This window comes from Rhodococcus sp. NPDC055112 (assembly GCF_053607505.1).
Map to the genome: position 1 here is coordinate 86,391 of NZ_JBSGTR010000009.1, position 12,896 is coordinate 99,286.

14 protein-coding genes are annotated in these 12,896 nt (G+C 69.0%); 5 read left to right on the forward strand and 9 right to left on the reverse strand.

What is annotated here, in order from left to right:
- Positions 1-2 precede the first annotated feature (2 nt).
- Positions 3-617 (reverse strand): MarC family protein, encoded by a 615-nt coding sequence (locus ACWFRB_RS07275; protein WP_452639868.1) that lies wholly within the window; start codon positions 615-617, stop codon positions 3-5.
- Positions 618-630: 13 nt separating this feature from the next.
- Positions 631-1,485: a PHP domain-containing protein gene (locus tag ACWFRB_RS07280; RefSeq protein WP_452639870.1), complete on the reverse strand. Its 855-nt coding sequence runs from the start codon at positions 1,483-1,485 to the stop codon at positions 631-633.
- 120 nt (positions 1,486-1,605) lie between these two features.
- Between ACWFRB_RS07280 and ACWFRB_RS07285 the strand changes: the two genes are divergently transcribed.
- Positions 1,606-2,679 carry a magnesium and cobalt transport protein CorA gene (locus tag ACWFRB_RS07285; protein WP_452639871.1) on the forward strand — a complete coding sequence of 358 codons (1,074 nt, stop codon included), beginning with the start codon at positions 1,606-1,608 and terminating at the stop codon, positions 2,677-2,679.
- Here ACWFRB_RS07285 and ACWFRB_RS07290 read toward each other — a convergent pair whose 3' ends face one another.
- Together ACWFRB_RS07290 and ACWFRB_RS07295 are read right to left on the reverse strand one after the other, a co-directional pair.
- The gene (locus ACWFRB_RS07290) at positions 2,680-3,267 is read right to left on the reverse strand and encodes a suppressor of fused domain protein (protein WP_452639873.1); all 588 of its coding nucleotides are present in this window, start codon (positions 3,265-3,267) and stop codon (positions 2,680-2,682) included.
- 36 nt (positions 3,268-3,303) lie between these two features.
- Entirely contained in the window at positions 3,304-4,707 is a 1,404-nt protein-coding gene (locus tag ACWFRB_RS07295; RefSeq protein WP_452639874.1) for a cellulase family glycosylhydrolase, read from the reverse strand.
- 86 nt (positions 4,708-4,793) lie between these two features.
- Here ACWFRB_RS07295 and ACWFRB_RS07300 point away from each other — a divergent pair, with 86 nt between their 5' ends.
- On the forward strand, positions 4,794-5,417 hold the full coding sequence (locus ACWFRB_RS07300) for a hypothetical protein (RefSeq protein ID WP_452639876.1): 624 nt from the start codon (positions 4,794-4,796) through the stop codon (positions 5,415-5,417).
- Here the strand turns inward: ACWFRB_RS07300 and ACWFRB_RS07305 are convergent.
- The 3 genes from ACWFRB_RS07305 to ACWFRB_RS07315 all read right to left on the reverse strand — a co-directional run bounded on the left by ACWFRB_RS07305 (position 5,401) and on the right by ACWFRB_RS07315 (position 8,411).
- Complete coding sequence (locus ACWFRB_RS07305; RefSeq protein WP_452639878.1) at positions 5,401-6,528, reverse strand: winged helix DNA-binding domain-containing protein; 1,128 nt, start codon at positions 6,526-6,528, stop codon at positions 5,401-5,403. The two genes, ACWFRB_RS07300 and ACWFRB_RS07305, sit on opposite strands and share 17 nt — an antisense overlap.
- Before the next feature lie 81 nt (positions 6,529-6,609).
- The gene (locus tag ACWFRB_RS07310; protein WP_452639880.1) at positions 6,610-7,521 is read right to left on the reverse strand and encodes a serine hydrolase; all 912 of its coding nucleotides are present in this window, start codon (positions 7,519-7,521) and stop codon (positions 6,610-6,612) included.
- Positions 7,518-8,411, reverse strand: coding sequence for a LysR family transcriptional regulator (locus tag ACWFRB_RS07315; RefSeq protein ID WP_452639881.1), 894 nt, complete (start codon positions 8,409-8,411; stop codon positions 7,518-7,520). The genes ACWFRB_RS07310 and ACWFRB_RS07315 overlap by 4 nt, the downstream gene beginning before the upstream one ends.
- A gap of 147 nt (positions 8,412-8,558) precedes the next feature.
- On the opposite strand from ACWFRB_RS07315, the gene bla reads away from it, so the two are divergent.
- A complete protein-coding gene (gene bla / locus ACWFRB_RS07320; protein ID WP_452639882.1) occupies positions 8,559-9,515 on the forward strand; it encodes a class A beta-lactamase in 957 nt (318 codons plus the stop codon).
- Positions 9,516-9,537: 22 nt separating this feature from the next.
- Here bla and ACWFRB_RS07325 read toward each other — a convergent pair whose 3' ends face one another.
- Positions 9,538-10,032 carry a general stress protein gene (locus ACWFRB_RS07325; RefSeq protein ID WP_077042429.1) on the reverse strand — a complete coding sequence of 165 codons (495 nt, stop codon included), beginning with the start codon at positions 10,030-10,032 and terminating at the stop codon, positions 9,538-9,540.
- Positions 10,033-10,093: 61 nt separating this feature from the next.
- Complete coding sequence (locus tag ACWFRB_RS07330) at positions 10,094-11,050, reverse strand: HpcH/HpaI aldolase/citrate lyase family protein (protein ID WP_077042430.1); 957 nt, start codon at positions 11,048-11,050, stop codon at positions 10,094-10,096.
- A 32-nt stretch (positions 11,051-11,082) separates the two neighbouring features.
- On the opposite strand from ACWFRB_RS07330, the gene ACWFRB_RS07335 reads away from it, so the two are divergent.
- Together ACWFRB_RS07335 and ACWFRB_RS07340 are read left to right on the forward strand one after the other, a co-directional pair.
- Positions 11,083-12,354, forward strand: coding sequence for a magnesium transporter MgtE N-terminal domain-containing protein (locus ACWFRB_RS07335; protein ID WP_452639885.1), 1,272 nt, complete (start codon positions 11,083-11,085; stop codon positions 12,352-12,354).
- Positions 12,347-12,877 (forward strand): DUF1003 domain-containing protein, encoded by a 531-nt coding sequence (locus ACWFRB_RS07340; protein ID WP_452639886.1) that lies wholly within the window; start codon positions 12,347-12,349, stop codon positions 12,875-12,877. Before ACWFRB_RS07335 ends, ACWFRB_RS07340 begins: the two co-directional genes overlap by 8 nt.
- Positions 12,878-12,896 lie beyond the last annotated feature (19 nt).

Genomic DNA, 12,896 nt, shown 5'->3' on the forward strand with positions numbered 1-12,896 from the left:
CCCTACCCACCTGCGATGAATCCGCGGACCGAGTCCGCAATGAGCTGCACCGCGATCGCGGCCAGCAGGAGTCCGGCGATCCGGGCCAGCAGCGAGATGCCGCTCACGCCCAGCAGCCGGATCAGCACCGTGGAGAACCGCAGCACCACGAACAGGATGAAGTGAATCGTCAGAATCGCCAACCCCACCGCCAGCGGGGCACCCGAATGCCCCTCGGCCTGGTTCACGAAGACGATCACCGCGGCGATCGCACCCGGCCCCGCCATCAGCGGCGTCCCGAGCGGCACCAGCGCGACGTTGACGTCCTCGGCCCCCCTCGGCTGATTTGCGTCCCGGCCGGTCAACAGCTCCAACGCGATCAACAACAGCAGCAGGCCGCCCGCACCCTGCAACGCGGGGATCCCGATGTGGAGATAGTTGAGGATCGCCTGGCCACCGATCGCGAACACGGTGATGACGGCCAGCGAGACCAGGGGCGCCTGCCACGCGGCCCGGTTGCGCGCCTCCTTGCTCTTGCGGCCGACCAGGGACAGGAAGACGGGGATGGCGCCCGGCGGGTCCATGATCACGAAGAGCGTGATCACGGCCGTCATGTACAGGGTCGTGTCGAAGGACATCAGCACTCCCCCCTCATCCCGAGATCACCTCGACGCCGCTGGCCCTGGCCACGATCCGCTCGAACTCGCTTGGTGCGGTGAGAAATTCGCCGAGCTTCACCGACTTGTTGACGCCGTGATAGTCCGAGGACCCGGTCACGATGAGGTCGTGTTCACGGGCGATCCCGGCGAGGATCTCCCGATCCGCCTGCAGGTGGTCGTGATGGTCGATCTCCACGCCCGCGAGACCGTCCGCCACGAGCTCGCCGATCTGCTCCATCGCGAGCAGGCGGCCGCGGCTGGCGGCCCGCCCGTGCGCGATCACACTCACCCCGCCCGCGTCGGACACCATCCGCACCGCCTCGGGCAGCGGCGTGTCCGCCTTGTGCACGTAGTAGCGGCCGCCGGTCCTGAGCAGGTCACCGAACGCCTCGTCGACGGACCCGACAACCCCCGCCGCCACGAGCGCCCGCGCCAGGTGCGGGCGACCCGCCGCGGGCCCCGCCGCCGCCATCACCTCGTCCGGGTCGACCGGCAGGCCGTCGAGCGCCATCCGCTCGGCCATGGCCCGCAGCCGTGACGTCCGCTCGGCTCGCAGCCGTTCACGTTCCGCGGCGAAGGCCGCATTCGTGGGATCGAAGAGGTAGGCGAGCAGGTGGACCGCGACCGGCCTGCCGTCCTCGCCGCGACCCTCGCAGGACATCTCCATCCCTCGGACCAGGCTCAGCCCGGCGGGCAGCGCGGCTGCGGCCTCGGCCCAGCCGGCGGTCGTGTCGTGGTCCGTCAGGGCCACCACGTCGAGCCCGGCATCCGCGGCGTGCCGCACCAGGTCAGCGGGGCCGTCCGTCCCGTCCGAGGCGGTTGTGTGGGTGTGGAGGTCGATGCGCACCGAGCCATTGTCTCAGGCTGTGGGAAGTGGATTCGACAACTCGCGGCGCGGCGTCCGCCCGGATCCCCCGGGCTAGGATTGACCCGAGACCGTCGCCTGGCTCGAGAGGGAGTGACTGCTGTGCCGTCCATGCCGTCACTACGCCCGACCCGGAGGTCGCCCAGCCCCGCTCCGGCGCGAATCCCCGTCCCGACCGCAAGGGCCATCGTGGACTGCGCCGTGTACATCGACGGTGAGCGACTGCCCGGCAAGTTCACCCACTCCGCCGCCCTCGCCGAGGTCCGTGCCCGCGGGAAGGGCTTCGCCTGGGTGGGATTGCACGCCCCCGACGAGTATCAGATGGGCAGTGTTGCAGAGGTTTTCGGCCTGCACGAGCTGACGGTCGAGGACGCCGTGCACGCCCATCAGCGACCTAAGCTCGAGCTGTACGACGATGTCCTCTTCCTCGTACTGAGGACCGTGAATTACGTTGAGCACGAGTCGATCACCACGGCCAACGAGGTGGTCGAGACCGGCGAGATCATGATCTTCCTCGGCACCGACTTCGTGATCACCGTCCGGCACGGCGAGCATTCCGGCCTGGCCGGTGTGCGGGCGCTGATGGAGGCCAACCCGACCCGACTCGCACTGGGGCCGTCGGCCGTCCTGCACGCGATCGCCGACCATGTGGTGGATCACTACCTCGCGGTCACCGAATCCGTCGAGAAGGACGTCGATCTCATGGAGGAGGAGGTCTTCAGCCCCCGCACGCGGGTCGCGATCGAGCAGATCTACCTGCTCAAGAGGGAGATCGTCGAGCTGCGCAAGTCGGTGAACCCGCTGGCCAGCCCACTGCAGCGGCTGAGCCAGGACGCCGCGACCGGCGTGCCCAAGGAGGTCAGGCGCTATCTACGCGACGTGCAGGACCACCACACCGTCGTCGCCGAGCGCATCGCCGAGTTCGACGAGGTGCTCAGCACCCTCGTCGAAGCGGCCCTGGCCAAGGTCGCCGTGCAGCAGAACACCGACATGCGCAAGATCTCGGCCTGGGTAGCGATCGCCGCGGTGCCGACGATGGTCGCGGGCATCTACGGGATGAACTTCGACCACATGCCGGAGCTGCGCTGGACCTATGGCTACCACGGGGTGGTCGCGTTGATCGCCATCGTGTGCACCGGCCTGTTCGTCACGTTCCGCCGCAACAACTGGCTCTGACTACAGAGCTGCTGCACCGCGCTCTGGATCGCGCACGTCGATCCCGGCCTCCGCCCACGCCTCCCGCAGCGCCGCGGCGCCACGCAGCCGCACCCAGGCGGCCTCGGTGCCGGTGATCGGCACCGCGGCGAGGAAGCGCACCGGATCGGCAGGCTCGGGCAGCTCGAGGTCCTCGACGTCGCCCTCCCCCAGCAGCATCGCGGTGAACGGCGCGCCCTTCCACAGCGGCTCACCCACATCGAGCAGTCCGTCGACCGTGAGGACCACGCCCTCGACCGCGGGCGCGGCGGCCAGGATCGCCAGCGTCTTGTGCACACCGGAGGCCACTCCGACGCCGCCGCGCAGGGTCAGCATCAGCTCCGCGCGGGGCCCGCGCACCGGGTCCGCGATGGCCTCGCCCGGATCACCCATCGGGTGTCGCGAACATCCGAGCGAGACGTACCGGACCAGATCGTCGGAGTCGGCGGGAAAGCGGAGCACCTCCAGCGGTTCGAGCCCTAGGAAGGTCACGGAGGCGGCGGAGGGCGCGGGCCCACCGATCCGCTCGGTGAGGTGCGCACGGACGGAGGCGATGACGCTGTCACTCACCCGTTCATCTAACACCCAACCGCCGATTCGCTCCGATCAGGGCGCCGGGGTGAGCGTCACGGTGACGTCCTCGCGCGACTGCGGCCGCTGGAGCGCGAGCAGCCGGGTTTGCTGATCCCAGGCCAGCACCTCGCCGCCGTCGACCGTCACGCCTGCCGGGAAGCCGCGCCGCGGCAGGTAGATCTCGGTCGGTGCCGAGACATCGTGGTCGGGACGGAAGGTGAGCTCCAGCCGATCCGCGGATGCCGCCCAGGAGACGGGCGTCCCGGCGACCGCGCGAGGGTACGGCGTGTCCAGCACGGGAACGAGGTTCCTGGCCGTGCCGTCCTCGGCGTACGGACCCCATGGCCCCGGATCGCGCGACCAATAGCTCACGCCTGCGCCGATCTCCTCCGCGGTGGCGTAGATCCGGTCCACGTAGTCGAGCGCGCCGGGGAGCGTGGTGTCGAGCCCGAACTCGCCCAGGATGATCGGGGCGTCGCCGAGGGCCGCCGCCGTGCGCACGGTGTTGCCGCGCCACGAGTCGACCGTCGCGTCGACCAGGTCGCGGGAGGTGCCCTCGTAGCCCCCGCCGAGATCCATCGGCAGCGGATAGATGTGTGGGCAGTAGGCGATCCGCTGGTCGCCCTGACGGTTGTCGGTGATCGCGCCGAGGCCGCTCGGGGTACCCCAGTTCGTGCCCATCGCCTGCGGTGCCACGCAGACCCAGGTGTCCTGGTCGACGGTGCGGATCGCGTCGGTCGACTTCTGGTAGAGCGCCGTGAGCGGCCCGGCCTCGAAGACGGGGCCCTGCAAGGTACCGCCGTATGGCTCGTTCATCAGGTCGTAGGCGACGACGGCGGGATGGTCGGCGAATCGCTCGGCCACCGCCCGCCACGCGTTCGCATAGTGCTCGGAGAGCTCGGGGTGCTCGCCGGTGGTGTTCCAGAAGTTGTCGAAGGCCCGGATCACGCCGGGGTCGAGGTAGTACTGCTCCCACATGTCGTGCGATCCGACCGGCAACCCGTCCATGTATGTGGCCCATGCGGGGGCGCCGTTGCCGGTCTTGCCGTCCGGGGTGATCGCGCCCGACCAGAGGTCCTGGTGCATGTCGAGCATGACGTGGTAGCCGCGGTCCGCGTACCAACCGACGCGCTCCTCCACCCGGTCCAGGTACTCCTGGCTGTAGACGCCGGGCTCCGGCTCCACCGACCGCCACGAGATCAGGAACCGGACGAAGTTCGTGCCCATGTCCGCGTGTTCACGTTCGAGGTCGGCCTCGGCGAAGTCGGGCATGCCGTCCGGGGTGCTCTTCGCGCTGGACGCCGTGTTGAATCCACGGAGGACGAGCGAGCGCCCCTGGTCGTCGGTCAGGTACGACTCGGCAGGCGCCGGGTCGGCGCGGAGCACCGCGCCGACACCACCGGCGAGGACGAGCGCACCGGCCGCAACGAGGGACACCACTCTGATTGGCCGCACTGGACTCACACCCGACTTTCTGCATGATTCTGGACGCTTGGTCCATTCGATCCCGTTAATGTTGCGGCATGTCTGACGCCAGCGCTGCCGATTCGGTGAATCCGCAGGTAGAGCCCGATATTCGCACCCCGTGGCCTGCCGTCGCGACGCTCGCCGTGATCTCGGTCCTGTTCGGGGTCTGGTCGATCACCGGTGCCGTGCTGACCCGGCTCCCGGAACTCCTCGTCCCGAGCGCGATCGGGCTGCCGTTCGGCATCCCGGCTCTGCGACTGTTCCCGCTCGGCGAGACGACCACCACCAACTGGCTCGTCGATTGCGCCGCCGCGCTCGTGATGCTCGCCGTCGTCTGGATGCGGCTGGTGAATTCCGCGCGCAGGCACCCCGGCGGCGGCGTCGGGCGCGCCTTCTCGGCGGGCCTTGGCGCCACCGTGATCGGCATCCTCGCCGGCAACCTGATCCGCACGGTGTACCTGAGTTTCGTGCTGCAGGAGGGTCCGGGCGCCTACCTGGCCTCGCTCGTCGGCGGCGCGCTCGTGTCGCTGCTCTGGGGCGCGATCGTCGGGCTGTTCGTCGGCGCGGTCCACGCGCTCGCGCGGCGGATCTCGAGGGGTGGAGCGGCCGAGGAATCGAGCAATGACCTTCCCGCAGCGGACGAGTCGTCGATCGCGGAGACGGTTACCGCACGGCCGTGAACCGGACGTCGTGGTCGTCGGCGTCGGGGTGTGCGAACTCCAGCAACCGCTGCGCCTCTGCCTCGAGCGCGGACGTGGCGCCCTTCGCGAGCGGGGCGAATGTCGCGATCTCGACGGCCGCGGAACGCTTCTTGGCGGTGACCGTGACGAATCCGGCGACCTGACCGCCGACCAGGACCGTCGGCTTGACGATCCCGTTCACGGTGAACACCACCTTGCGGTGCTCGTCGGCGAGCACCCGGCTCCGGTTCGCGTGGCCCAGCAGGACGCTGTCGAACGGCGCCAGGATCCGCGGCGGCAGGCTGCCCGCCGGGTCCGGCCGCGGGGCGTCGGGCAGGTCGAACAGTTCGGCGCCGTCCTCGTCGACGAACACCCGCAACCCCGGACGGAGTCGGTCGAACACCTCCCCCAGCCTGGTCAGTCCGGACCAGGCCTGGGCGTCCGCGACCGACGCCGGACCGTAGGCGGCCAGGTAGCGCAGGATGATCTCGTCCGGCACGGGTTCGGACAGCGGCGCGTCCGTCCACCGCTCCAGGGTGGTGCAGACCGGCTGACCGGACCGGCCCCAGATCCCCCGCGGGGGCACCTGTACGAGCGGGAGCAGAGCCCGGACCGCATGCGCGAGGGCCGCCGGGTCGCGGTCCGGCCAACGCTCGGCCAGCAGCGGTCGCAGATCGGCCAGGCTCAGTGGGGTGTGCTCGAGCGTCGCCCGGCTCCAGTCCGTCAACGCCGCGAAGTCCATCCCGACGAGAGCGTCCTTGTGCAGGGTGTTCGTCCGCAGGTCCGCATCCATGATCGGCCGCACCCACGGTCGCAGCGCGAGGGCATCGGCCGCGGTGACCGCGTGCACCGTGCCTCGCATGATCGCTATCCGGACGACGTCCCGGCTCTCGATCAACGAGGACAGGTCGGCGGGCCGAAATCCCTTGATACGAGTCCACAACGCGAAGTAGGGGGCCATCGGCGCCTGCGCCTGCAGTCCGTACAGGTGCCCGATCACCTCGAGCGCGTTGTCGCCGGTGCGGCGCAACAGGTGCTGCCGTTCCAGCGTCGCGCGGCTCAGTGCCCTGCGGGACAATCGTTCACGCCTGGCCTCTAACCCCGCTGACATTGCACTCCCCTACCGCCGAAGGACTTCCACCGCCGCACCAAGGGTAGGACACCGCACCACAGAATCCGGCTCACTGCGCTCTCACTCGACGCGGCCGGAACGAAGTTCGGTCACCGCGATGTGGGCGGCCCGTCCGATTGCCTGATCGACCACGGGCAGGACCGGATCGGCACGCGCCGCCCGCGTGAAAACAGCCACGGCAACGGGAGTCTCGCCAGGGAAGCCCACCACTGCCACCTCGTTGCGGATCGCCCCGATCGTCCCGGTCTTGCCCGCCACCGTGACCCCCGCATAGGGAAATCCGGAACGGATCCGGTGCGGCCAGATCTGCCTGGCCATGACCTCCCTGATGAACTCGGTCTGAGCCGCGGACACCGCCCTGCCCGTCCAGATCGCGTCGAGGAGCGACGTCATCTCCCGGGGCGTGGTCGCACTCGTGAACGCCGGATCGTAGGCCGAGGCCGCCCACGCCTCGTCGTTGTCGGCCAGCGCATCGAACGCTTCTCTCGTCGTGTGTGCCTGCGACTCCACGAGCAGGGCCCGGTGGACATCCGCTGTACCGCCGATGATCCGCGTGCGACTCAGTCCGAGTTCGGTGAGGACCCGATCGATTCCATCGAGGCCAACCCTCCCGAGGATGAGATCCGCCGCGGCGTTGTCGGACACGGTCATCATCGACAGGGCGAGATCACGCCAACTCATCACCACGGGGTCCAGGAAGATCGACACCCCGGTCGGCCCCGGCGTGCAGTCCGCGGGGTTGACACGCACCGTCGCCGTGGGCGAGAGGGCACCCGTGTCGAACTCCCCGCACAACGCGACCAGGAGGGGAAGCTTGTAGACGGATGCCGTCACGACGAGATCGTCGGCCTCGACCGAGACGTCATCACCGTCGTCGACCCGCTGTTCTCCGACACGACGGGCGTGCAGCCAACCGGTACAACCGGCGTCGGCGAACACGTCGCGGATCCGCTTCTCGGTGGCCGTCCTCATCGCCCCGCCTTGAGGAGCACCCGATCCAGTTCCCTGGCCGCAGGTGAGAACTCGGAACCCGATCGCCAGACGATCCGGAGCCGAAGCGCGATGTCTTCACGAACCATGTCGACCCACCTCACGCCCGGCATCGCCGTCGGAGTTGTCGTCGTCACCCCGAAACACCCACCGGCCGCGACCTGGGTGAGCAGATCCCGGGTACCTGTCGAGACGATCACCTCCGGATCGACCCCTCGCGCCCTCCACATGTCGACGAACAGATCGTGGGCAGGAGGATTGTCCGACCGTTGACCCGTGCACAATGTCAGCCCCCTGAGCATCCGGACCTGCGCCTTCTTCGCGGCGCCGACAGGGTGGTCCTCCTGCACCACGACCCAGCGCCGAATCTTCAGGACAGGCCCACTGTCGAGGCCGGTGAGCAGGGCCGGGTGCTCGACCACCGCGACATCCAGGCTCCCGGCCCGGACACTCTCCACGAGTTCGGTGGTGGTGGCCGTGGTTGTGACGATCCTCGTTGGCCTGGCCCCGTCGGCTCCTCGGAGCGCACGGACACACCGCACCACCACCTCGTCGCCGAGCGAGGGGATGACACCCCACCTCACCGTCCGGTCGTCCCCGCCCGCGATGCGCTGGGCCTCGTCCTCGAATCGGGCGGCATCTGAGACGAGAAGCCTTGCCCGAGGCAGTAATTGACATCCAGCGTCCGTGAGGACGACGCCGCGGGCACCGCGATGGACGAGATTGGTGCCCAGCCTCTGCTCGAGGCGCCGCATCCCCTGCGACAACGGTGGCTGCGTCATCCCCAACCGCGACGCGGCATTTCCGAAATGCCCCTCCTCCGCAACGGCGACAAAGAAGCTCAGATGGCGGAGCAGATCCATGGCCGCCATTGAACCAGCCGATCCGGGGCCGTCAGCCGCCCATGACGAGTTGCCCGACACAAAAGGCGTCCCCGAACTGGGGGGATAGTCATGTCGACTGGCGGCGGCGGCGCGTCCGTCTTTGCGCCTGTCGCGGACGATCACGACATTGGGTTCATGACCAGACTTCGAGTTCAGCCGAAACCGGGGCACGCCGCCCGCCGTCGCGGCGCCTTCGCTCTCGCACTCACACTTCCCCTGCTGCTCGGTGCGTGCACGGCCGCCGCGGATCACCCCGCACCCGTCACATCAGTGACCCCGACACCGGAACTCCGGTCGCTCGACGCGACCCTCGACACGTTGGAGGCCCAATACTCCACGCGAATCGGGGTCACCGCAATCGATCCCGCGTCGGGCCGAACCTACCGGCATCGGGGCGAGGAACCGTTCGCACTGTGCTCGACGTTCAAGACATACGCGGCAGCCGAGGTGCTCCGCCGAACGGTCACCGGTGCCTCTTCGCTGGAGGAGCCGGTCATGGTCGACCCCGACGATCTGGTCGAGAACTCGCCCGTGACCGCAGCCGCTGTCGGCACGACGATGCCGCTGCGGCAGCTTGCCGAAGCGGCATTGACGAGGAGCGACAACACGGCGGGCAACTACCTGCTCGAGGAGATCGGCGGGCCGCCTTCCGTCACCGCGCTCGCCCGCGATATCGGCGACGAGAGCACTCGTCTCGATCGGTGGGAGCCCGAACTGAACACCGCACTCCGAGGCGATCCGCGGGACACCTCGACACCGAACGGCCTCGCGGAGGGATATCGGGCCCTGATCGTCGGGGACGCGCTCGGCTCGGCGGAACGTGCACAACTCGTCGACTGGATGCGCGCGAGCAAGACATCGGACAAGCGGATTCGTGCCGGCCTGCGGCCAGGGTGGACCGCTGCGGCCAAGTCCGGCGCGGGCAGCTTCGGGACCGTCAACGACGCGGGCGTCGTGTGGGACCAGGACGGCACTCCCCTTGTCCTCGCCATCCTCACCGACAGTCTGACGAATCAGGTGGACGCACAGGGGAACAACCAGGCCGTGGCGGACACGGCCGCCGCGGTGGTCGAGGCCCTGTCAGCGGCGTGAGGTCGGCGCCGGACCGAAGCGATCAGATGGCCAACTTGGCGAGCAGATCCCGCGCCCGCTCGGCGGTCTTCGGCTCGCACAGCACGTCGTAGCGGCCGGCCACCAACTGCATGGTGGACGCGAAATCACGCTGACCACGCGTGGCGGCGTACGGGATGGTGGTGGAGATCAACCCGAAGATGATGCCGCCGATGATTCCCGCGACCAGCGGGCCGAGGAGACTGTCGGTGAACAGTCCGAGCAGCAGGCCGAGGAACACACCCAGCCAGGCTCCCGAAACGATTCCGCCACCAATGACTTTCGCCCAGGTGAGGCGTCCGAGAACGCGCTCGACCTGCATCAGGTCGACACCGACGATGGTGACGTCCTCGACCGGGAAGGCCTGATCCGACAGGTGATCGACGGCGCGCTGCGCCTCGGCATAGGTCGGGTACGAACCGATCGGCCAACCGGTGGGAGGGGTCGGCAGCGGCCCGCCGCGTCCGGTCCGATTCGGCTGTGCGAGCGGATTGGTCATCGTCTGTGCTCCCTCATCGGTGATTCAGCTCGTGAGAACTGCACTTTGGTCGATGTCCATCTTACTGAGAGTTCGGGTCGAACCGTGTGGTCCGCACCATGCCGGCCGCGCGCCCCTTGCCGGCGACGACCAGCGCCATCTTGGCGCTCGCCTCGTCGATCATCTCGTCACCGAGCATGGCGGCGCCGCGGCCGCCGCCCGCCGCCGAGGTGTGGAACTCGTAGGCGTCGAGGATCATCTCGGCGTGGTCGTAGTCGGCCTGACGTGGGCTGAAAACCTCGTTGGCCGCATCGATCTGGCCGGGGTGGAGCACCCACTTGCCGTCGAATCCGAGCGCTGCGGTCCGCCCGGCGGCGCGCCGGAAGGCCTCGACGTCGCGGATCTGCAGGTACGGCCCGTCGATCGCCTCGAGCCCGTGCGCCCGCGCCGCCATCAAGATCGTCATCAGGATGTGGTGGTAGGCGTCGCCCGGCTCGTATCCCTCCGGCTGCTCGCCGACGACCAGGGTGCGCATGTTGATGCTCGCCATGAAGTCCGCGGGGCCGAAGACCAGCGTCTGCACGCGCGGGCTGGCGGTCGCGATGGCGTTGATGTTGGTGAGACCGATCGCGTTCTCGATCTGCGCCTCGATGCCGATCCGGCCCACCTCGAGCCCGTTGGCCCGCTCGACCTGGGTGAGCAGCAGATCGAGCGCCTGCACATGACTCGCGTCGGTCACCTTCGGCAACAGGATCGCGTCGATCCGCGCGCCTGCGCCGGAGACCACCTCGATGACATCGGCATGGGTCCACTCGGTGGTCCAGTCGTTGACCCGGACGACCCGGATCTGCTCACCCCATCCGTCGGAGTTCAGCGCATCGACGATCTCGGCCCTGGCCTGTGCCTTGGCGATCGGCGCGACGGCGTCCTCGAGATCGAGGAAAATCTCGTCGGCGGGCAATCCCTTGGCCTTGTCGATCATCTTCCTGCTGCTGCCGGGAACGGCAAGAATCGACCGGCGCGGGCGCGCGACCTGCATGTGGACCTCCAGTGTGAATTAGCCTGGCCATCATGGCAGCAGTGAGCAAGGTCTTCGTAGCCAGGCTCGCCGGCCTGGTGGTGCTCGGGCCCGACGGAGAATCGATCGGCCGCGTCCGCGACGTCGTCATCACCATCCGGGTCGGTCGACAGCGCCCCCGAGTCCTCGGCCTGGTCGTCGAATTGCTCACCCGGCGAAGGATTTTCATCCCGATGCTGCGCGTGACGGCCATCGAGCCCGGCTCGGTGACGCTGACCGGCAACGTGAGCCTGCGCCGGTTCACCCAGAAGCCCGGCGAGGTACTGGCCCTGGCCCAGGTGCTCGACAGCCGGGTGCGCGTCGACGACCCCGAACACGATGACCTGGCCGGTCAGGAGGTCCTGGTCGCGGACCTGGGCATCGAGCTGACCAGGACGCGGGACTGGGTGGTCTCCCGGGTCGCGGTACGAAAGCCCCGGGGCCGGCTGGCCCGCCGCACCGCGATGCAGATCGTCGACTGGCAGCACGTGGAGGGCCTGACGCAATCCCAGCTTGCCCTGCCGGGGCAGGGCGTGTCGCAGCTGTTGGCACAGTTCGAGGGCATGCGCCCCGCCGACGTCGCCAACGCTATCCGGGAGCTGCCCGACAAACGCCGTCACGAGGTCGCGGTCGCGCTCGACGACGAACGGCTCGCGGATGTGCTGCAGGAGTTGCCGTCCGACGATCAGACCGACCTGCTCACCCACCTCGAGGTGGAGCGGGCGGCCGACGTGCTCGAGGCGATGGACCCGGACGACGCCGCCGACCTGCTGGGCGAGCTGCCCGACGCAGAGGCGGAGTCGCTGCTGCAGCTGATGGATCCCGAGGACTCCGAGCCCGTGCGCCGGCTACTCGAGCACTCCCCCGACACCGCGGGCGGCCTGATGACGCCCGAACCGGTGATCCTCACGCCCTCCACCACCGTCGCCGAGGCGCTGGCCCGGGTCAGGAATCCGGATCTGACGCCCGCGCTGGCCAGCCTCGTGTTCGTGGTCCGCCCGCCGATCTCGACCCCTACCGGTCGATATCTCGGCTGCGTGCACCTGCAGCAGCTGCTGCGGGAGCCGCCAGCAACCCTGGTCGGCGGGGTGCTGGACACCGACCTCACCCGGCTCGACCCGGACGACTCGCTGACGGCGGTGACCCGCTACTTCGCGAGATACAACCTGGTGTGCGGCCCGGTCGTGGACGACGAGGAGCACCTGCTCGGCGCCGTCACCGTCGACGACGTGCTCGATCACCTGCTCCCGGAGGACTGGCGCGAACAGGAAGTGGCCGATGAGTGAGAAGCGGACAGCGACCGACAAGTCGACGGCGCTGAGCGCACGCCAGCGACTCGACACACCGCGTGGTTCACGCCTGTTCAACTTCCAGATCGACGTCGAAGCCGTCGGCCGGGTCGGCGAGCGGTTCGCGCGGTTCCTGGGCACGGGGCGGTACCTGGCCATCCAGACCATCGTGGTGATCGTCTGGATCGTCCTCAATGTGTTCGCGGTCCGGCTGCGGTGGGATCCGTACCCGTTCATCCTGCTCAACCTGGCGTTCTCCACCCAGGCCGCGTACGCGGCGCCGCTGATCCTGCTGGCGCAGAACCGGCAGGAGAACCGGGACCGCGTCTCGCTCGGGGAGGACCGGGCCCGGGCAGAGCAGACCAAGGCCGACACCGAGTTCCTTGCCCGCGAGCTCGCCGCGCTGCGCCTGGCCGTCGGCGAGGTGGCCACCAGGGACTACCTGCGCCGCGAGCTCGAGGAGATCAAGTCCATGCTGACCCCCCAGGACGAGGAGGAGCCGAGGCCACCCCGGCGGTAGCACCACCCGAAAGGGGCAC